The 19,865-nt window shown below is 63.7% G+C and carries 21 protein-coding genes; 12 read left to right on the forward strand and 9 right to left on the reverse strand.

All coding sequences use genetic code 11. The features are described 5' to 3' along the window. Window positions 1–6: 6 nt before the first annotated feature. Together ACGYK4_RS04485 and serS are read right to left on the reverse strand one after the other, a co-directional pair. The gene (locus tag ACGYK4_RS04485; RefSeq protein ID WP_394432921.1) at window positions 7–723 is read right to left on the reverse strand and encodes a hypothetical protein; all 717 of its coding nucleotides are present in this window, start codon (window positions 721–723) and stop codon (window positions 7–9) included. A gap of 198 nt (window positions 724–921) precedes the next feature. Continuing rightward, on the reverse strand, window positions 922–2,214 hold the full coding sequence (gene serS / locus ACGYK4_RS04490; RefSeq protein WP_394455301.1) for a serine--tRNA ligase: 1,293 nt from the start codon (window positions 2,212–2,214) through the stop codon (window positions 922–924). Between the two features lie 217 nt (window positions 2,215–2,431). Between serS and yajC the strand changes: the two genes are divergently transcribed. The 10 genes from yajC to ACGYK4_RS04540 are packed head-to-tail and all read left to right on the forward strand — an operon-like array spanning window position 2,432 to window position 9,243. After that, entirely contained in the window at window positions 2,432–2,710 is a 279-nt protein-coding gene (gene yajC, locus ACGYK4_RS04495; RefSeq protein WP_067627241.1) for a preprotein translocase subunit YajC, read from the forward strand. Window positions 2,711–2,745: 35 nt separating this feature from the next. Continuing rightward, entirely contained in the window at window positions 2,746–4,395 is a 1,650-nt protein-coding gene (gene secD, locus ACGYK4_RS04500) for a protein translocase subunit SecD (protein ID WP_394455302.1), read from the forward strand. Window position 4,396: 1 nt separating this feature from the next. Beyond that, entirely contained in the window at window positions 4,397–5,365 is a 969-nt protein-coding gene (gene secF / locus ACGYK4_RS04505) for a protein translocase subunit SecF (protein ID WP_394455303.1), read from the forward strand. Continuing rightward, a complete protein-coding gene (locus ACGYK4_RS04510; RefSeq protein ID WP_394455304.1) occupies window positions 5,358–6,113 on the forward strand; it encodes a sulfite exporter TauE/SafE family protein in 756 nt (251 codons plus the stop codon). The genes secF and ACGYK4_RS04510 overlap by 8 nt, the downstream gene beginning before the upstream one ends. An 18-nt stretch (window positions 6,114–6,131) precedes the next feature. Next, window positions 6,132–6,485: an Mth938-like domain-containing protein gene (locus ACGYK4_RS04515; protein WP_067266397.1), complete on the forward strand. Its 354-nt coding sequence runs from the start codon at window positions 6,132–6,134 to the stop codon at window positions 6,483–6,485. Window positions 6,486–6,504: 19 nt separating this feature from the next. Further along, window positions 6,505–7,116 carry a heme ABC exporter ATP-binding protein CcmA gene (gene ccmA / locus ACGYK4_RS04520; protein ID WP_394455305.1) on the forward strand — a complete coding sequence of 204 codons (612 nt, stop codon included), beginning with the start codon at window positions 6,505–6,507 and terminating at the stop codon, window positions 7,114–7,116. Further along, complete coding sequence (gene ccmB / locus ACGYK4_RS04525; RefSeq protein WP_394455306.1) at window positions 7,113–7,769, forward strand: heme exporter protein CcmB; 657 nt, start codon at window positions 7,113–7,115, stop codon at window positions 7,767–7,769. Before ccmA ends, ccmB begins: the two co-directional genes overlap by 4 nt. 52 nt (window positions 7,770–7,821) lie before the next feature. After that, window positions 7,822–8,556 carry a heme ABC transporter permease CcmC gene (ccmC, locus tag ACGYK4_RS04530; protein ID WP_067266389.1) on the forward strand — a complete coding sequence of 245 codons (735 nt, stop codon included), beginning with the start codon at window positions 7,822–7,824 and terminating at the stop codon, window positions 8,554–8,556. Then, entirely contained in the window at window positions 8,556–8,711 is a 156-nt protein-coding gene (gene ccmD, locus ACGYK4_RS04535) for a heme exporter protein CcmD (RefSeq protein WP_394455308.1), read from the forward strand. The genes ccmC and ccmD overlap by 1 nt, the downstream gene beginning before the upstream one ends. Before the next feature lie 13 nt (window positions 8,712–8,724). Then, a complete protein-coding gene (locus ACGYK4_RS04540) occupies window positions 8,725–9,243 on the forward strand; it encodes a DsbE family thiol:disulfide interchange protein (RefSeq protein WP_394455769.1) in 519 nt (172 codons plus the stop codon). On the opposite strand, the gene ACGYK4_RS04545 is transcribed toward ACGYK4_RS04540, so the two are convergent. From ACGYK4_RS04545 to acnA, 3 genes are all read right to left on the reverse strand, one after another. Further along, complete coding sequence (locus tag ACGYK4_RS04545; protein ID WP_394455309.1) at window positions 9,233–9,823, reverse strand: NAD(P)H-dependent oxidoreductase; 591 nt, start codon at window positions 9,821–9,823, stop codon at window positions 9,233–9,235. The genes ACGYK4_RS04540 and ACGYK4_RS04545 overlap by 11 nt on opposite strands. 63 nt (window positions 9,824–9,886) lie before the next feature. Continuing rightward, window positions 9,887–10,699: a hypothetical protein gene (locus ACGYK4_RS04550; protein ID WP_394455310.1), complete on the reverse strand. Its 813-nt coding sequence runs from the start codon at window positions 10,697–10,699 to the stop codon at window positions 9,887–9,889. Window positions 10,700–10,842: 143 nt separating this feature from the next. Next, complete coding sequence (gene acnA, locus ACGYK4_RS04555; RefSeq protein WP_394455311.1) at window positions 10,843–13,617, reverse strand: aconitate hydratase AcnA; 2,775 nt, start codon at window positions 13,615–13,617, stop codon at window positions 10,843–10,845. Between the two features lie 252 nt (window positions 13,618–13,869). Here acnA and ACGYK4_RS04560 point away from each other — a divergent pair, with 252 nt between their 5' ends. Then, complete coding sequence (locus ACGYK4_RS04560) at window positions 13,870–14,580, forward strand: DUF1223 domain-containing protein (protein WP_394455313.1); 711 nt, start codon at window positions 13,870–13,872, stop codon at window positions 14,578–14,580. A gap of 9 nt (window positions 14,581–14,589) precedes the next feature. Here the strand turns inward: ACGYK4_RS04560 and ACGYK4_RS04565 are convergent, their stop codons facing one another. The 4 genes from ACGYK4_RS04565 to ACGYK4_RS04580 form a co-directional block, all read right to left on the reverse strand. After that, window positions 14,590–15,498 (reverse strand): lysophospholipid acyltransferase family protein, encoded by a 909-nt coding sequence (locus ACGYK4_RS04565; RefSeq protein ID WP_271691647.1) that lies wholly within the window; start codon window positions 15,496–15,498, stop codon window positions 14,590–14,592. A gap of 138 nt (window positions 15,499–15,636) precedes the next feature. After that, the gene (locus ACGYK4_RS04570; protein WP_162931827.1) at window positions 15,637–15,795 is read right to left on the reverse strand and encodes a hypothetical protein; all 159 of its coding nucleotides are present in this window, start codon (window positions 15,793–15,795) and stop codon (window positions 15,637–15,639) included. Between the two features lie 74 nt (window positions 15,796–15,869). Further along, entirely contained in the window at window positions 15,870–17,174 is a 1,305-nt protein-coding gene (gene purB, locus ACGYK4_RS04575) for an adenylosuccinate lyase (protein ID WP_067266366.1), read from the reverse strand. A 140-nt stretch (window positions 17,175–17,314) separates the two neighbouring features. Continuing rightward, window positions 17,315–18,526 carry an alpha/beta fold hydrolase gene (locus ACGYK4_RS04580; protein ID WP_394455315.1) on the reverse strand — a complete coding sequence of 404 codons (1,212 nt, stop codon included), beginning with the start codon at window positions 18,524–18,526 and terminating at the stop codon, window positions 17,315–17,317. 168 nt (window positions 18,527–18,694) lie between these two features. Here ACGYK4_RS04580 and ACGYK4_RS04585 point away from each other — a divergent pair, with 168 nt between their 5' ends. Further along, window positions 18,695–19,849: a trans-sulfuration enzyme family protein gene (locus tag ACGYK4_RS04585; RefSeq protein WP_394432951.1), complete on the forward strand. Its 1,155-nt coding sequence runs from the start codon at window positions 18,695–18,697 to the stop codon at window positions 19,847–19,849. The last annotated feature ends 16 nt before the right edge of the window (window positions 19,850–19,865 follow it).

Here is a 19,865-nt window from a genome sequence, read left to right on the forward strand (position 1 = left end):
GCGCGCTCAGCCGCGCCGGAATGCCCTGACGGTGGGCAGCGCCACGATGACGCTGCCCCCGAGCGCCAGATAGGCGACCAAGGGCGCCTCGCCCCAATTGGTCACGACCACGCCCACCAGCCCCCAGATCACCGCGATGCCATAGGTCGGTGTCCGCCCCAGAGCGGTCTGGACGATGGCGCCGATTGCAATCGCCAGCCCGACAAAGACCACCGCTGCTGTCTGCTCTTCCAAATAGCCGTATCCTGCGGCCAGCAGCGCCAGCGACACGCAGGAAGCGGCAGAGAGCCAGCCTGCGTAGAGCCCCACCGGCGCGGCGGCCCAGAGCGGGTCTTCGACCGGAGCAAGGAATAGGGCGATGAGGGCGGTGATCAGCATGATCCAGATCAGTATCGCGGCCCAGACCGGGCTCATGGTGGCCACGGCGAGCCATGTGGTCCCCACGGCGAGCGACAGGCAGAGCGGCACGCGCATGTCATGCCACTGCCCATCCCGCGGCGCGCGCAGCAGGCCATAGCCAAGGCCCGCGATCAGCCACAGGTAAATCACCCCCCAGATGGAAAAGGCATAGCCCGCAGGCTGCGCGGGCGGGTTGTCTTGGGGAATGGGAAATTGGTTCGGATCAAAGCCCGAAAAGCTGGGAACGAAAAAGGGTGAGATCGCGAAGGCGATGCTGAGCAGGAGGGCAAGCACGGCGATCAGGGTGCGGGAGGATTTGGGCAAGGTCGGCCTCGCGGGATTAGCTGTTGCGTTACAGCTAATCCTAGAGCGCCCGCGCGCCACGGCAACCAAGGGCCAGCGCCTATCCAGTCGCACCAAAGGTGCGCCCCCCCATAATCTCGCACGCTCCCCGGCGGGGCGGGGCGGGCAGGCGATGGCCCGCCCCCTTCGGCGCGGATCGGGCCTAGCGGTGGCTCACCCTTAGGCGAGCACACCTTCCGCCGTGAGGGTCGTCTTGCCCCCCAGATAGGGCGCAAGCGCTTCGGGCAGCTTCACAGAGCCATCCGCCTGCTGGCCATTTTCCAGCACCGCGATCAGGCAACGCCCAACCGCCAGCCCCGAGCCATTCAGCGTATGCACGAACTGCGGCTTGCCACCGCCTTCGGGCTTGAACCGCGCGTTCATGCGCCGCGCCTGAAAATCGCCGGTGGTCGAGACCGAGGAGATCTCGCGGTAGCAATCCTGCCCCGGCACCCAGGCTTCGATGTCATAGGTCCGCCGCGCGCCGAAGCCCATGTCGCCGGTGCAGAGGATCACCGTGCGGTAGGGCACGCCGAGCTTTTCGAGGATGCCTTCGGCGCAGGTCACCATGCGCTGCTGTTCGGCGTCGCTCTCATCCGGGTGGGTGATCGAAACCATCTCGACCTTTTCGAACTGGTGTTGGCGCAGCATCCCGGCGGTGTCGCGGCCCGCGCTTCCGGCCTCGGAACGGAAGCAGAGGGTATGGGCGGTGAGACGGATCGGCAGGGCGCTTTGCTCTAGCGTGTCGCCGCCCACCGAATAGGTCAGCGGCACTTCGGAGGTCGGCACCAGCCACCAGCCATCCGTCGTCTGATAGCTGTCCTCGCCGAACTTCGGCAGTTTGTCGGTGCCATACATCGCCTCGTCGCGCACCAGCACGGGGGAGTTTACCTCGGTCAGCCCATTTTCATCCACATGAGTGTCGATCATGAACTGCGCCAGCGCGCGGTGCACCCGCGCCACGGCACCTTTCAGCATGACGAAACGCGCGCCCGAAGTCTTCGCCGCGGTCTCGAAATCCATGCCGGGTTTGACGCCTTTAATCTCGTAATGCTCGACCGGTTTGAAGTCGAAGGCGGGCTTCTCGCCCCAGTTCTTCACCTCGACATTGTCGTTCTCATCATCGCCTTGAGGCACGTCCTCGGCGGGGTTGTTGGGGATGCGGGCGAGCATGTCGGTCAGCTTCGCGTCCAACTCCTGCGCCTCGGCGTTCATCGCGGCGACTTCGGCCTTCTTGTCGCTGACCAGCGCGCGCAGACGCTCGAACTCGGCCTCGTCGCCCCGACCCTTGGCGGCACCGACTTCCTTGCTGGCCTTGTTCTGCTCGGCCTTGGCGGTCTCGGCGGCGGCGATCTTGGCGCGGCGCGCGGCATCGAGGGACAGCACCGCCTGCGACATCGCAGCCTCGCCCCGGCGGGCGAGAGCGGCGTCAAAAGCCTCGGGATTGTCGCGGATGGCGCGGATGTCGTGCATGGGTTTGTCCTCAAGATCGGGTGAGTCGGTTTTGCTGCCTTATGCCTTAATGTGCGGTGCGGGGGTAGGGGCCGCAACCATGCGGCGATTGGCCCCGCGCGGGCGGGCAGGCGGCATCGGCTTTCCACCTTGCACCCCGCTGCCACCGCGCATAGGTTCTGGCCAAATTCTCAAGGCCCATTTTGTGGCCCAATACCCATCGAAAAGGACGACCCCCATGGAAGGCATCCAGCAATTCGTGCCGCTGATCCTGATCTTCGCGATCATGTATTTTCTGCTCATCCGCCCGCAGCAGAAGAAGGCGAAGGAACATCAGGCCATGGTGGCCGGTCTGCGCCGGGGCGATCAGGTCGTGACCCAAGGCGGCATCATCGGCAAGGTCTCCAAGGTCAAAGATGATGGCGAGCTTGAGGTGGAAATCGCCGAAGGCGTGAAAATTCGCGTGGTGCAGGCCACCATCGCCACCGTGGTCTCCAAGACCGAACCGGCGAAATAAACCCTACCCCGAGGCCGCAACCCAAAGGCGGAACTATGCTACAGATTGATCTGTGGAAGCGGATTGTCATTGTCCTGACCTGTTTGGCAGGGCTTTGGCTGGCGCTTCCCAATGCCTTTTACGCTCCTGTCGAAAAGCACAATGACGCCGTTGCGGCCATCGAGGTTCAGGGCAGTACGCCCGAACTGGAAGCGCAGCGCGCGCTTTGGCCTGATTGGATGCCCTCGGGGCTGGTGAACCTCGGCCTCGATTTGCGCGGCGGTGCGCATCTGCTGGCCGAAGTGCAATTGGCCGATGTCTATGCCTCGCGCATGGAAGCACAATGGCCCGAGGTGCGCGACGCCCTGCGCAGCCTGACCCCGGTTCGCCGGCAAGAGGCGCCAGCGGGGGAGTTGCGGGTCCGTCTGAACGATCCGTCGAAAATGGCCGAAGCGCTGCAAATCACCCGTGATCTGGCCCGCCCCGTCACCACCGTGACCGGCGCAGGCGGCAGCGACATCGACGTGAGCGGGGCCGATGGCATCATCACCATCACCCTGTCGGATGCCGAGAAACAGGCGACCGACGAACGCACCATGCAGCAGAGCCTCGAAATCGTGCGCCGCCGCATTGACGAAGTCGGCACCCGTGAGCCGACGATCCAGCGTCAGGGTGCGGACCGCATTCTGATCCAAGTGCCGGGCATCGGTTCGGCGGCCGAGTTGAAAGCCATCATCGGCACCACGGCGCAGCTGACCTTCAATCCGGTGGTCAATCGTGGCTCGAACGAAAACGACAACCCCGGCATCGGCAACGCGATCCTGCCTGCCGCCGACGAAGAGGGCGTCTTCTACACGATCGAGACCGCCCCCGTTGTCACCGGCGAACAACTCGTCGACGCGCAGCCGAGCTTTGACCAGAACGGCGCGCCTGCCGTGTCCTTCCGTTTTGACACCTCCGGCGCACGCAAGTTCGGCGATTACACGGCTGAGAACATCGGCTCTCCCTTCGCCATCGTGCTCGACAACGAAGTCATCAGCGCGCCCACCATTCAAAGCCATATTCCCGGCGGGTCGGGCATCATCACCGGACGCTTCTCGGTCGAGGAAAGCACCAACCTTGCCGTGCTGCTGCGCGCAGGTGCGCTGCCTGCCGGTCTGAGCTTTGTCGAAGAGCGCACCATCGGGCCGGAACTGGGCCAAGACAGCATCGACGCGGGCAAGATCGCGACCGTGGTCGCCTTTGTCGCTGTCCTGTTCTTCATGTGGGCGTCCTACGGGCTGTTCGGCTTCTTCGCCAATATCGCGCTGATCATCAACGTCGGGCTGATCTTTGGCCTATTGAGCCTGATCGGAGCCACGCTGACGTTGCCCGGCATCGCCGGGATCGTGCTGACAGTCGGCATGGCGGTTGACGCCAATGTGTTGATTTTCGAGCGTATCCGCGAGGAGCAGCGCAACGCCAAGGGTGCCGCGCGGGCGATCTCACTGGGGTATGAGCGTGCGCTCAGCGCCATTCTGGATGCCAATATCACCACTTTCATCGTGGCGGTCATCCTCTTCGCTCTCGGCTCTGGCCCGGTCCGCGGTTTTGCCGTGACGCTGGGGCTGGGCATCGTCACATCGGTCTTCACCGCCTTCTTCGTCACCCGTTTGCTGGTGGTGATCTGGTTTGAACGCCGCCGTCCCAAGACAATCGAGGTTTGACATGCGACTGAAGCTGGTACCCGACAACACGAACTTCGATTTCTTCGGCTATGCCAAGATCACCTTCGGCGCCTCCGTGGTGTTGATGGTCCTGTCCCTGATCGCTTGGGGCGTGATGGGGCTGAACTTTGGCATCGACTTCCGCGGCGGCACCACGCTGCGGACCGAAAGCACCCAAGCCGTCGACGTGGGCGAATACCGCGATGCGCTCGCGCCGCTTGAATTGGGCGACGTCACGATTTCCGAGGTCTTTGACCCCGGTTTCGGCGCAGACCGCCATGTGGCGATGATCCGCGTGCAGGCCCAAGAAGGGCAGCAGGCGGCGACCACCGACACGATCGAAACCATCGAAGCGGCACTGCAAGGCGTCGCCCCCGATATCAAGTTCACCTCTGTCGAATCCGTGGGCCCCAAAGTCTCGGGCGAGTTGATCCAGACCGCTTTCCTTGCCGTGGGCGGGGCGCTGGCGGCGATCCTGATCTACATCTGGCTGCGGTTCGAATGGCAGTTCTCGGTCGGCGCGGTGGTGGCGCTGTTCCACGACGTGGTGCTGACCATCGGGTTGTTCTCGCTCCTGCAGATCCGTTTCGACCTGCCGGTCGTGGCGGCGATCCTGACGATCATCGGCTATTCGATCAACGACACCGTGGTGATCTTTGACCGCCTGCGGGAGAATCTGCGCAAATACAAAAAGCGGCCCCTGCGCGACGTGATGAACCTCAGTGTGAACGAGACGCTGAGCCGTACGCTGATGACCTCGGGCACCACCTTGCTCGCTCTCATCGCGCTGCTGATCTTGGGCGGCGATGTGATCCGGGCCTTCGTCTTTGCCATCACATGGGGCGTGATCGTGGGCACCTATTCCTCGGTCTATGTGGCCAAGAACGTGGTGCTCTACCTTGGCGTGAAGCGCGACTGGTCCAAGCCCGACGCGGGCGCGGGCACGCAATTCGCCAATATTGATGCCTGACCTGCTGGCGCAGGCCATCGCCACCCCCGGGGTGGTATGGCTTGCGCTGGCCGTGATCGTGGCGGGGCTGGTGCGCGGCTTTGCCGGTTTCGGCTCTGCCATGATCATCATGCCCGTCGCGGCCTCTGTCCTCTCTCCGGTTGAAGCGATTCTGTTTCTCACCGCTGCCGAATTGATCGGCCCCCTGCCAAACCTCCCCGATGCCCTGCGCGAGGGCGCGCCCCGCGAAGTGGGGCGGCTGCTGCTCGGCGTGCTGATCGGGATGCCACTGGGGCTCTGGGGGCTGTCGCTGATCTCGCCCGAAGGGTTCGGTTGGATCGTCTCGGGCGTGGTGCTGGGGCTTCTGGCGCTGCTGCTTGCGGGCTGGCGCTATCACGGGCCGCTTGGCGGGAAGCTGGTGACGGCCACCGGCGCTCTGGGTGGCTTTATGACCGGTTTTGCGGGCATCGCCGGGCCGCCGGTGATCCTGCTCTATATGGCAAGCCGCAGGCCCGCTGCGGTGATCCGGGCGAATTTCTTGCTCTATCTTCTGGGGCTCGACCTGATGCTCTTTGCCATGCTCGCGGCGACGGGGCAGGTGGTCTGGCCGGTGCTGTGGCTGGGCCTCTTGGCCGGGGTGCCCAATGTCATCGCCAATATCATCGGGGCGCGGCTATTTGACCCAAAGCGAGAGCGGCTTTTTCGCACGGTGGCCTATATCGTCATCGCCGCATCGGCTATCCTCGGCCTGCCGCTGTGGAATATCTGAGCCTGTGAGGGACGTAACATGCGATTGAACGAGATCACCTATACCGACGCCAAACCGATCGACGGCTACGGCCCCGGCTTCTTCCGCATCGATGGCGAGGTCGTGGAGGGCGCGCAGGTGATCGGCCCGGAGGGCATCACCGGCTGGGGCGGACTGGCCGATCCCGCGCCGGTGCTGGCGCTGGCAGGCAAGGTCGACGTGGTCTTTCTCGGCACCGGGTCGGAGGTGGCGCATATCCCCGATGACCTGCGTGAGACCTTGGAAGAGGCCGGGCTGGGGGTCGAGGTCATGTCCTCTCCCGCTGCCTGCCGCACCTACAACATTCTGCTGAGCGAGGGGCGGCGCATCGCGCTGGCCCTCTTGCCGGTCTAAGGGCGGAGCGGCGCGGCCAGTGCAAGTCAGTAACCTTAGCGTCGCACGCGGCGGGGTGCCCGTGCTTTTGGGCCTGTCCTTCGCGCTGGCGGCGGGGGAGGCTTTGGTGCTGCGCGGCCCGAACGGGGCCGGGAAGACGACGCTGCTGCGCTGTATCGCCGGGCTGCAAGCGCCGCTCACAGGGCAGATTGAGGGGGCGGAGGACCGTGTCGCCTATGCCGCCCATGCGGATGGGCTGAAATCCATGCTGACCGTGCGCGAGAACCTGAGCTTTTGGGCGCAGGTCTTTGGCAACACTGACATTTCCGCAGCACTTGATGGCTATGCGTTGCGCCCTTTGGCTGACCGTTTGGCTGCGACGCTCTCCGCCGGGCAAAAGCGCCGTTTGGGCTTGGCGCGGCTCTTGGTGACGGGGCGGCCGATCTGGGTCTTGGATGAGCCGACGGTCTCGCTCGACGCGGATGCGGTGGCGCTGTTCGGTGCTGTCCTGCGCGAGCATTTGGCGGCGGGTGGATCGGCCCTCATGGCCACGCATATCGATCTGGGGGTTGAGGCGCGGATGCTCGACATCAGCGCCTACCGCGCGGCCCCCGATGCCGATCTTGGCGCAAGCGATGCGGCCTTCCTATGAAGGCGTTGCTGCTGCGAGACCTGCGTTTAGCGCTCCGGGCGGGCGGGGGCTTTGGCCTTGGTTTGGCGTTCTTTCTGATCGTGACGATGCTGGTGCCCTTCAGCGTCGGGCCAGAGGCCACGCTGCTGCGCGCGATTGCGCCCGGTGTTCTCTGGCTTGGGGCGCTGCTTGCCTGCCTTTTGTCGCTCGACCGGCTGCTGGCGCTCGACCTCGAAGATGGCTCACTGGAACTGCTGTTGACCGCTCCGCTGCCGTTGGAGGGGGCGCTGGCGATCAAGGCTTTGGCGCATTGGCTGACCACGGGGCTGCCGCTGGTGCTGGCGGCGCCCTTTTTGGGCGTGATGCTGCAACTCGCGGCCCCGGGGCATCTGTGGCTGCTGGTCTCGCTGGCGCTTGGCACGCCGGCGCTGTCGGTGATCGGCATGTTCGGCGCGGCGCTGACGGTGGGAATCAAACGCGGCGGGTTGCTGCTGTCGCTGCTGGTGCTGCCGCTCTATATCCCGACGCTGATTTTCGGGGCCGAAGTCGCCCGGCGCGGGGCGGCGGGCTTGGAGGCCACGACGCCGCTTTTGATGCTGGCGGGGCTGACGTTGGCCGTGGTGGCCTTGATGCCATTTGCCGCAGCCGCCGTGCTACGGATGGGGTTGCGATGACCCCAACAAATCGTGCATTGAGCACCACCCAACCGCGCGATAGGTAGTCTGCATGTCCCTTTGGCAATACGCAAACCCAGTCAAATTCCTCGCACTTTCGCAGCGCGTGCAGCCTGCGCTTTGGGTGCTGGCGGCGGCTTTCGTGAGCGTTGGCCTGCTTTGGGGTTTTTTCGGCACGCCTGATGACGCGCGGCAAGGCAGCACGGTCAAGATCATCTACCTGCATGTGCCCGCCGCCCTGATGGCGATCAATGCGTGGTTCATGATGCTCGTGGCCTCGCTCATCTGGCTGATCCGCCGCCATCACGTCAGCGCGCTGGCGGCCAAGGCTGCGGCCCCCGTAGGGCTGGTGATGACGCTGATTGCGCTGGTGACGGGCGCGATTTGGGGCCAGCCGATGTGGGGCACATGGTGGGCGTGGGATCCGCGGCTCACGTCCTTCCTGATCCTCTTCCTTTTCTATCTCGGCTACATCGCGCTGTGGCAGGCGGTGGAGGATCCGGACACCGCTGCCGATCTCACTTCGGTTCTCTGCCTTGTCGGCTCCGTCTTTGCGGTGCTGTCGCGCTATGCGGTGCAGTTCTGGAACCAAGGGTTGCATCAAGGCACCTCGATCCCCGTGGCGACGGGCAACCGCAGTGTGGCAGATGTTTTCTTTTACCCGCTTGTGCTGGCGATGCTGGGCTTTGGTCTGCTGTTTCTGGCGTTGGTGGTCTACCGCACGGGCACCGAAATTCGCTTGCGCCGTACGGCAGCGCTCAGGGCGCGGATGAACAGGGGGGCGTGATGCCGGATCTTGGAAAATACGCGGGCGAGGTGCTCTCGGCCTATGCCGTATCTCTGCTGCTGCTGGCGGCGCTGATCGGCTTGACCCTTTGGCGCGGCCGGGCGGCCCACCGGGCTTTGGAAGAGACAGAGCAGGAGGCCGGACGCCGTGGCTAAACTCTCGCCCATGATGATCGCGCCGCCGGTGATCTTTGCCGCCTTCGTCGCACTGGCCGCCGTTGGCATGTACCGCGATGATCCCGAGGGGCTGCCCTCGACGCTGGTGGGGCAACAGGCGCCTGCCATGCCCGCAGACACGCTGCCCGGCTATCCGCAGGCCACGGATGACATGCTGCGAGGAGGGCAAGTGAGCTTGGTGAACTTCTGGGCCAGCTGGTGCCCGCCCTGCCGTGCCGAACACCCCAAACTGCTTGAGATGCAGGCCGAGGGGATGAACATCATCGGCGTCAATTTCAAGGATACCGAGAAGAACGCGACCGCCTATCTTGAAGACGAAGAGAGCCCCTTTGCCGGGGTCGGTTTCGACCCGCAGGGGCGCGTGGCAATCGACTGGGGCGTGACCGCCCCGCCGGAGACTTTCATCGTCGACGAGGACGGCACGGTGTTGTTCCGCTTTGCCGGGCCGCTGGTTGGCAGTGATTACGAACAGCGGTTCCTCCCGGCGCTGCGGGATGCGATCACCCGCTGATCTTGGCGGCGTATTCAACCAAACGTTTCGCCTGATATGTGACGGATTTCTTGCCAGTGTCGCTCAGCGGACCGGGTTCGCAGGAGTATCCGTAGGGGTTGCCGCCATCTTCGAATTTGATGCCATCGGCATAGCCCGGCGGTACGATGATCGCCCCCCAGTGCATCGCAGTGACATAGATCGACTGAAGCGTCGTCTCCTGCCCGCCGTGCGGGTTCTGGGCCGAGGTGGTCGCCGTGATCGCCTTATTGGCAAGCGCCCCTGACTGCCAGAGCGGCCCCAACGTGTCGATGAAGGCGCGGAACTGGCTGGCGGCGACGCCAAAGCGGGTGGGGGCAGAGATGAAATAGCCATCCGCCCACTCCATGTCCTCGGGTTTGGCCTCGGGGATGTCCTGCATCTTGTCCAACTGCGCGCGCCAAGTATCTTGCCCATCGACGACGGCCTGCGGGGCGGTCTCGGCGCAGCGGCGCAGGCGGACCTCGGCGCCTGCCTCTTCAGCGGCGCGGGCGGCTTGCTCAGCGATGGCGTGGTTGGTCCCATAAGTGGAGTAGAACAGAACGGTGATTTTCGGGCGCATGGTATCTCCTTTCACGAGGTGCTTCGGGATCAACGGGAATTCCCGGTCTTCTGTTCCTTGGGGTCAGAGGGAATAGGGCCGCGCCCATTCGCGCAGGCGGTCGATAAACTGGGGGTTGGTCAATTGGTCCAAGCGGCCCTCGGGCGCGGTGAAACCGGGCAGCGGCTCAAGCGCGATACGCAGGCGGCGCATCTGTTCGGGGTAGGGGGCGACCCGCTCGGCCAGTTCCACCATGCCTGCCGGCACCCGGCGGGCGGGATGTTCAGCGCTGTAGTAAAGCGCGAATTGCATCGCGTTGAGGTTCGACACCAGATCGGCGAGGGCGGGCAGGATGATCGTATTCATCTCGTCACTGTCCGCCGCGAACATCGACGCCTTGCTTAACAGCCCGCGCGCCTCGGCGACGGTGGTGGTGGTCGACAGCACGAAGCTGACCGAGAGGGTCAGGATTACCATACCGTTGACCCCGACGAGCACCGACATCACCTGCCAGAAGGCGCCTTGCGTTTGCAGCGGCCCGCCCCCGAGGGTGGAAAGCAGATGGCCGACAAAGGCGGAATCGCGGATGAAACCCGCAGGCTGCGTGCTGTCAGACATCACCACCGCGTAGCGGCTGAGTTGAAACACCAAGGTCCATCCGAGAGAGACGAGCAGGATCCACGTCGCCGCGATGGCCGTCATCACCACCGGACCTGAGAGGCGATGGCGCGTATCTCCCTTTGGCATCACCTTGGAAAAGAGGAAGAAGGCTGCCCGCGCGACCCGTTCCGACAGGGGGGCCACAGGGGCCGCGCCAATAGCGGTATAAAGAAAATCCAGCAGGACAATAACAAGGATCACCGCGCCCAAAGCGCCTAGCGCGTAACCTGCTAACATTGCTGTGCCTTCCTCGAAAACAATCGTCTTACGAAGGCAACCCGTGATGAGGCGGCAGGTTCCCGCCTAGGGCGTTGGGGCAAAGAAAAGGAGCGGCCCACGGGGGCCGCTCCTTGGAATTGTTTGGCATTGGCGATGGGCGTTTAGGCCGATTTCGCCAGATTGCGCAGCACGTAGTGCAGCACGCCGCCGTGCTCGATGTATTCGATCTCGATCGCGGTATCGATGCGGCACTTCAGGGTGATGTCCTTGGTGCTGCCATCCGCCATGGTGATCTTGCAGGGCACTTCCTGCAGCGGCTTGATCGTGTCCAGCCCTTCGATGGAGACGGTCTCATCCCCGGTCAGGCCCAGCGATTTGCGGGTGTCGCCGCCGGTGAACTCAAACGGGATGACGCCCATGCCAACGAGGTTGGAGCGGTGGATACGCTCAAAGCTCTCGGCGATCACGGCCTTCACACCCAAAAGGGCGGTGCCCTTCGCAGCCCAGTCGCGCGAGGAGCCCGCGCCGTACTGTTCGCCGCCGAAGATCACCAGCGGGGTGCCGTTCTCCTGATGCGCCATGGCGGCATCGAAGATCGACGTCTGCGCGCCATCGGGGCCCTTGGTGTAGCCGCCTTCGACGCCATCCAGCATCTCGTTCTTGATGCGGATGTTGGCGAAGGTGCCGCGCATCATGACTTCGTGGTTACCGCGACGCGAACCGTAGGAGTTAAACTCCCGCACCGGCACCTGACGCTCGGTCAGATACTGACCCGCAGGCGTGGTTTCCTTGAAGGAGCCAGCGGGCGAGATGTGGTCGGTGGTGATCATGTCACCCAGCACCGCCAGCACTTTCGCGCCTTCGATGTTGGAGATCGTGCCCGGCTCAGGCGACATGCCTTGGAAGTAGGGCGGGTTCTGAACATAGGTCGACTGCGGCGGCCAATCGTAGGTCTTGCTGTCGGTGGTCTCGACCGCCTGCCACTTCTCGTCGCCCTTGAAGACATCGGCGTATTTCTCTTGGAAGGCTTCGCGCGTCACGGTCTGTTCGACCAGTTCGGCGACTTCCTGCGTCGAGGGCCAGATGTCTTTCAGGTAGACGTCGTTGCCGTTCTTGTCCTGACCCAGCGGGCTGTTCGTCAGGTCGTGGTTCATGTCACCCACCAGCGCATAGGCCACCACGAGGGGCGGGGAGGCAAGGTAGTTGGCGCGCACGTCGGGGCTGATGCGGCCCTCGAAGTTACGGTTGCCCGAAAGCACGGAGGTGCCGATCAGGTCATAGTCGTTGATCGCCTTGCTGATCGGCGCTTCCAGCGGGCCGGAGTTGCCGATGCAGGTGGTGCAGCCGTAACCGACGAGGTTGAAGCCGATGGCGTCCAGATCGTCTTGCAGGCCCGCGGCCTCAAGGTAATGCGACACGACCTGCGAACCCGGCGCCAGCGATGTCTTGACCCAAGGCTTGCGGGTCAGACCCAGTTCACGCGCTTTGCGTGCCACGAGGCCCGCGCCGATCATCACATAGGGGTTCGACGTGTTGGTGCAGGACGTGATCGAGGCGATCACGATGGAGCCGTCATGCAGCTGGTAATGGCCGTCGTCGGTCATCACATAGCCGCGGTTGTGGTGGCCCTCGTCACCGGGGATTTCCTGCGGCTCGGGCTGGCCGCCTTCGCCTTCCCAACGAATCTCGGAGTTCGCGGAGGTGTCTTTGCCTTCGCGGATGCCTTTGACGTATTCGGCGAAAGCGGTGTGCGCCTTGTCGAGTGCGATGTAGTCCTGCGGACGCTTGGGGCCCGAGATCGCGGGCACGATGGTGCCCATGTCGAGGGACAGGGTGTCGGTGTAGACCGGCGCGTAATCCGCATCGCGCCACATGCCGTTTTCCTGCGCATAGGCTTTGACCAGCGCCACGCGATCCTTGTCGCGGCCAGTGTTGGTCAGATAGCGCAGGGTCTCGTCGTCGATCGGGAAGAAGCCACAGGTCGCGCCGTATTCGGGTGCCATGTTGGCGATGGTCGCACGGTCCGCCAGCGGCAGGTGGTCAAGGCCGTCACCGTAGAATTCCACGAACTTGCCGACCACGCCCTTCTCGCGCAGCATTTCCACGACTTTCAGCACGAGGTCCGTGCCGGTGGTGCCTTCCATCATGCGGCCAGTCAGCTCAAAGCCCACGACCTCGGGGATCAGCATGGAGATCGGCTGGCCCAGCATCGCGGCCTCGGCCTCGATCCCGCCAACGCCCCAGCCCAGAACGGCAGCGCCGTTGACCATGGTGGTGTGGCTGTCGGTGCCGACGAGCGTATCGGGGTAGGCCACTTCTTCGCCATTCTGGTCCTTGTCGGTCCAGACGGTCTGGCTGAGGTACTCAAGGTTCACCTGGTGGCAGATGCCGGTGCCGGGGGGCACAACGCGGAAGTTGTTAAACGCCTTCTGACCCCACTTGAGGAAGGTATAGCGCTCGATGTTGCGCTCATATTCGCGGTCCACGTTCATCTGGAAGGCACGCGGGTTGCCGAATTCGTCGATCATGACCGAGTGGTCGATGACGAGGTCAACGGGGTTCAGCGGGTTGATCTTGTCCGCGTCGCCACCAAGCGCCACCAGACCGTCGCGCATCGCGGCGAGGTCCACCACGGCCGGCACACCGGTGAAGTCCTGCATCAGAACGCGGGCGGGGCGATAGGCGATCTCGCGGGGGTTCTTGCCGCCCTTGGTTGCCCATTCGGCGAAAGCCTTGATGTCGTCCTGCGTGACGGTCTTGCCGTCTTCAAAACGCAGCATGTTTTCCAGAACGACTTTCAACGCCGCTGGCAGTTTGGAGAAGTCGCCCAGACCAGCCGCTTCGGCGGCGGGGATGGAGTAATAGGCGACGTTCTGGCTGCCAACGGAGAGGGTTTTCCGTGTCTTGGCACTGTCGTGACCGACTTGGATTGTCATGGCGGGCTCCCTTCGGGGTCTGATGGGTGGCTAGATTGCCGTCTCAATGCCACTACGGGCGCGGCGGTTCAACTGTTATCGGGCGGTTTCGCGCGATTTTGTATACCATTGTGTACCGACTTTAAAGGGGGCATCATGCTCGGGATATGGCTGTGGGCGCTAACGGCCGTTTCAACAAAGGTTGATTGGTATTTTACCCTCCCAGCCGTTAGACCAAAGCCATCACCGCGATATTGATCCGTCTGGAATTTTATGAAGCCCCTGATTTTTCCCGTCCTTGCCGCATTTTCGCTGCTGGCCGCGCCCTCGCAGGCTCAGCAGGAGCAGCCTGTGGTGGTTGAACTCTTTACCTCTCAGGGCTGTTCCTCTTGCCCCGATGCTGATGCGATGCTCGCCGAATTGGCCGAACGGGAGGATATCATCGCGCTCGCCCTGCATGTGGATTACTGGGATTACATCGGCTGGGAGGATCCCTTTGGCGATCCGGCCCATGCCGAGCGCCAGCGCGGCTATGCCGCTGTCGGCGGGCGGCGCAGCGTCTATACGCCTGAGCTGATCGTGCAGGGGCAGACCGATATCGTCGGCGCGAAACCGATGAAACTGATGGACGCGGTCGAACGTCATGCAGAGGCCGCGCCGCAGGTGGCCCTGACGGTCGCGCGGTCCGGTGCAGCGGTTGAGATCACGGCAGACCCTTTGGCCAAAGGCGTGGGGCCGATGCAGGTCCACATGCTGCGCTATTCCCCGATGGAGCGGACCAAGGTCACCCGTGGGGAAAACGCGGGCCATGTCATGGAGCACAGCAACGTGGTGCAGGGCTGGCAGGTCTTGGCGGACTGGGACGGGGCGGCGCCGCTGTCACTGCGTGCCGAGGCCGAGGGCGATCTGCCCGTCGTGGTCATCGTTCAACGCAAAGAGCAGGGCGGGCCGGGGGCGATCCTCGCCGCCGCGCGAGCTAAGTAAGGCGCGCCTTTAGGTTTCGTGGGGCCGCCAGCGGCGGTGCACCCAGAACCACTGTTCCGGCGTCTTGGTGACCTGCGCGGTCAGACTGTCGTTCAGCGCCTGCGTCATGGTCATCGGATCGCTATGCGGCACCGGCGCTTCGAGCACCACGTCAAAGCTGACGCCATCGTCCTGACGAATGCCGTAAAAGGGGATCAGCAACGCGTCATAGCGCAGCGCCAATTCCGCCGCCGAGATGGCGGTGCGGGCAGGCTTGCCGATAAAGTCGAGGATCGGCGCGCGGATGACATGTTGGTCGAACAGCAGCACCAGCCGCCCGCCCTGTTTCAGATGCCGCACGAACCCCGCCGTGCCGCGCCGCCCTTGGGGGAACACCGGCCCGCCGAAAGCTTCGAGCGTCTTGACGTAATGTGCGTTGAAATAGGGGTTCTTCATCTTGCGGTAGAGCCCGCCGATGTCATAGCCCCGCGCCACGAGGGAGGCCCGCGCCGCTTCGTAATTGCCGTAATGCCCGGTCACGAGGATCACCGGCTGGCCCGTGCGGTTGGCCTCTTCCAGCGCCGCCATGCCCGGCCCCTGTGGGGCGATCTCGGCCATGCGTTTGGGAAAGTCCTCGGCGGAGTAATTTTCGATGAAAGACCGCCCGAGATTGTTGAGGCAGCGGGTCGCGATTTCCTCACGCCGGGCAAGCGGCATCTCGGGCCAGACATGCTCAAGATTGTCCAGCGCACGGCGGCGGTAGCCCGCGAGCGGGGCCAGAATATGCTGCACCAATCCGCCGACAAAGCCGACCCGCGTCTTATAGGGCAGGGCCAAAGCCGTGCGGATGATGCCGACGATCAGCAGGTTGCTTAGGTAATGCCGGGCCCGGCGACCGAAGGGATAGGGCTTTTTGGCTTTGGTGGCTGGGTCCGACATGGGCTCTGACAGGCTGTTAAACTTTTCCTGACATAGCCTGCGCCGACGCGCGCAACAAGCCATGCCGGGCGGCATAGGCCGGGGTCAGCCGTCAGAGGCCCGGGCAGGGGGCATTGTACTTTGCCGCCGGTGGAAAACTCAGGCGGTGGCGTCCGGCACGCAGGTGCCGCTGCTGATGTCGAGTTTCATACCCTCCGCGCAGGTCATGACCTGTTTGTCATGGACGCAGCCCGAGGCGAGGGCGAGGGAGGGGGCCGTGAGCGCCATGAGGGCGCCGAGTGTCAGTGCGAGTTTCATGTCGTTTGCTCCTTTGACAGGCGCGGATAGGGTACACCCACCCGCGCCAATCTCAAAGCAATAGGAGGAACGCCTTACGCGCCGAAGACGCGTTTGAAGATCGTGTCGACATGTTTGGTGTGGTAGCCCATGTCGAACTTCTCATTGATGCCGTCTTCGCCCAAGGCTGCGACGACCTCTTCATCGGCCAGCAGCAATTCGCGGAAATCGAGACGTTCTTCCCAGACCTTCAGCGCGTTGCGCTGCACCATGGAATAGGCATCCTCACGGCTCACCCCCGCTTGGGTCAGGGCCAGAAGCACCCGCTGGCTCATCACAAGGCCGGGGAATTTGTTCATGTTCTCCAGCATGTTGTCAGGGAAGATTAGCATCTTGTCGACGACGCCCGCCAGACGGTGCAGGGCGAAGTCCAGCGTCACGGTGGCATCGGGCCCGATACCGCGCTCGACAGAGGAATGCGAGATGTCGCGCTCGTGCCAAAGCGCCACGTTTTCCATCGCCGGGATCACCGACATGCGCACGAGGCGGGCAAGCCCAGTCAGGTTCTCGGTCAACACCGGGTTCTTCTTATGCGGCATGGCCGAGGAGCCTTTTTGCCCCATGGAGAAGAATTCCGCCCCTTCCAGCACCTCGGTACGCTGCATATGGCGAATCTCGATCGCGACGTTTTCGATGCTGCTGGCGATGACGCCGAGCGTGGCAAAGAACATCGCATGACGGTCGCGCGGGATGACTTGGGTCGAGATCGGCTCGGGGTTGAGGCCCAATTTCTCACAGACATGCTCTTCGACGCGCGGGTCGATATTGGCGAAAGTGCCGACAGCGCCCGAGATCGCACCGGTGGCAATCTCCTCACGCGCGGCGACGAGGCGGGCGCGGTTGCGGTCCATCTCGGCATAGAAACGGGCAAAGGTGAGGCCCATGGTGGTGGGTTCTGCGTGGATGCCGTGGCTGCGGCCCACGCGCACGGTGTCTTTATGCTCAAGCGCGCGTTTCTTCAGCGCGGCGAGCAGCTTGTCCATACCGTCGAGCAGCAGGTCGGCGGCACGGGTCAGTTGCACGTTGAAACAAGTGTCGAGCACGTCGGAGGAGGTCATCCCCTGATGCACGAAACGCGCCTCATCGCTGCCGACATGTTCGGCCAGATGGGTGAGGAAGGCGATGACGTCATGTTTGGTCACGGCTTCGATCTCGTCGATGCGGGCCACGTCGAACTCGACGTCTTTGGCTTTCCACACGGCGTCGGCGTTTTCGCGCGGGATGGTGCCCAGATCGGCCATGGCGTCGCAGGCATGGGCCTCGATCTCGAACCAGATGCGGAATTTCGTTTCCGGCGACCAGACGGCAACCATATCGGGACGGGAGTAGCGGGGGATCATGCGCGCACCTTTTTAGGACAGGGGATGGGTCAAGGGCGGCATAGACTGACTTGGGGTTAAGGACAAGTCTGAGGGGGGAGGGTGACGATGGCTCGGCGCCTGCGGCTTGATTCTGGGACGGGATGGTAAACCTGTTGTAGCTAAAGCAGTTCGGTCACCACCGTCGAACTCCGCTCCAGCGTCCGATGCACCGGGCATTTATCCGCGATCTCCAACAACCGCTGCCGCTGCTCCTCGCTCAATTTCCCCTCCAGCCGGATACGCCGCCGCCAAATGTCGATCTTCTCTGCCGCGCCGGTGCATGCGTCCTGCGCGTGCACTTTGTCGTGGCAGACATCCACGCTCACGCCGTCGAGCGGCCAGCCCTTGCGCCGGGCATACATGCGGATGGTCATCGAGGTGCAAGCCCCCAATCCGGCAGACAAAAACCCATAGGGCGACATGCCGCGGTTGGTGCCGCCATAGGCCCGCGGCTCATCCGCCAGCGCGTGGTGATGCGGGCCTGCGTTCACATCTTGCAAGAACCCATCGGCATCCGCTTCGGTAACGCGCACGATGCCTTCGGGCGCGCCGGGGGGCGGGGCGGGGGATTTCAACGACATGTAGCGATCCGCCCATGTGGCGATGATCTCTGCCGCATATTCGGCATCGCGTGGGCGGGTGATCAGGTGGTCGGCGTCGTCGAGGGTCACGAAGCTTTTGGGGTGTTTCGCGGCCATGAAAATCTGTCCGGCGTTGTCGATGCTGACGATCTCATCGCGCGGCGCGTGCATCACCAGCAGCGCGGCTTTCAGCCCAGCGATATCGGGGGCGAGCGTGGCCCCCTGCAGATCGTCGATGAACCCCTGACTGATGGTAAAGGGCCGCCCGCCGAGATTGACCTCGGCGCTCCCATTTTCCGAAATCTCGGGCAGGCTCTCGGCAAAGTTATGGGTCACATGGGCCGGATCGAAAGGCGCGCCGAGCGTGGCGACGGCGCTGACATGGGGCAGTTGTGCGGCGGCTTTTAGAACCGCCGCGCCGCCCAGTGAATGGCCGATCAAAAGGGCGGGGGCCATGTCACGGCCCGACAGATAGCGGCAAGCGGCGAGCAGATCATCGACGTTGGACGAGAACGACGTCTCTTCGAAATCGCCCTCTGAATGCCCCAGCCCGGTGAAGTCAAGGCGCAGCACCGCAATCCCCATCGCCGCCAAACGACCCGCGATGCGCCGCGCGGCGGGGATGTCTTTGCCGCAGGTGAAACAATGCGCGAAAAGCGCGGTCGCTAAATGCGGCCCCTCCGGCATGTCCAACCGTGCGGAGAGTTCCGTGCCGCCCGGGCCGGGAAAAGTGATGCGTTCGATTGCCATGAGGCTCTCCAATTTGCTTGGCCTAAAGGTGACATCTCTAGCGGGCGGATCAAGGGCCGGGGCCGCGCGCTCACCCAAGCGTGACGCGAAAGCACTGCGCGTGATCGCATTTGCCCCCGGTTGTTGCTTTGTATACGACTTGTGCAAAACCCCTGTCGGAGACATATCTTGGCCCAGCCCCCCAAACCGAACCTGCACCCTGCCACCATCGCGGCCCAAGCCGCGGGCGCCGTCGATCCCGCGTCAGGCGGGGTGGTGCCGCCGGTGCAATTCGCCACCACCTATCTGCGGGACGAGAATTACGATCTGGTCAATCCTGACAACGTCTATCTGCGCTCGCATAACGAAAACACCCGCGTGGCGGAGCGTCTGCTCAACGCGCTCGAAGGGGCCGACGAGACGCTGATCTTCCCCTCGGGCATGGCGGCCATCGCGGCGGTCTTTCGCACCGTGCCCAATGGGGCGAGCGTGGTGGTGCAGAGCCAGATTTACTGGGGCACGACGAAATGGATCCGCGATTTCTGCGCCCGGCGGCAGATCGCGCTGCATGAGGTGGAGGCAAGCGACCTTGATGCCTTTGCCGCCCTGTGCCGCGCCGAAAAGCCTGACCTCTGCCTGATCGAGACGCCCTCGAACCCATGGCTGCGGATCACCGATATTGCAGGGGCCGCCGCCGCCGCGCATGAAGTGGGCGCGACGCTGGTGGTCGACAGCACAGCAGCCTCGCCGGTGCTGAGCCACCCGTTGGAGCATGGCGCGGATATCGTGATGCATTCGGCGACCAAGGGGATCAACGGCCATTCCGACGTTCTGGCAGGTTCGCTGGCCACCAAGGACGCAGAAGCACCGCGCTGGCAGATGATCCGCGATGACCGGAACGAGGCGGGCGCGGTGATCGGCCCGATGGAGGCGTGGCTGCTTGCGCGTGGGATGCGGACCCTGCCGCTCAGGATGCGCGAAATGTCACGCAATGCCATGGCCTTAGCCGAGTTCCTGTCGGATCATCCGCAGGTGGAACAGGTTATGTACCCCGGCCTGCCGGACCACCCCGGCCATGCGCTGGCCGCGCAGCAGATGCGCGGGGGCTATGGCGGGCTCTTGTCCTTTGTCGTCAAAGGCGGGGCCGAGGCGGCGTTGAAAGCGGCGGGGCGGTTGCAGCTGTTCCACCGCGCGACCTCGCTCGGCGGGGTGGAAAGCCTTGTCGAGCATCGCCACACGATCGAGCCGCATACCGGGATCCCCGAAGGGCTGTTGCGCCTGTCGGTCGGGATCGAGGATGTCGAAGACCTTGGTGCCGATCTGGGCCAAGCGCTCGGGCAGTGAAACGAAATTGGCCGCG

The sequence above is a fragment of the Sulfitobacter sp. 1A13368 genome (assembly GCF_043557275.1).
Classification (GTDB): Bacteria; Pseudomonadota; Alphaproteobacteria; order Rhodobacterales; family Rhodobacteraceae; genus Sulfitobacter; species Sulfitobacter faviae.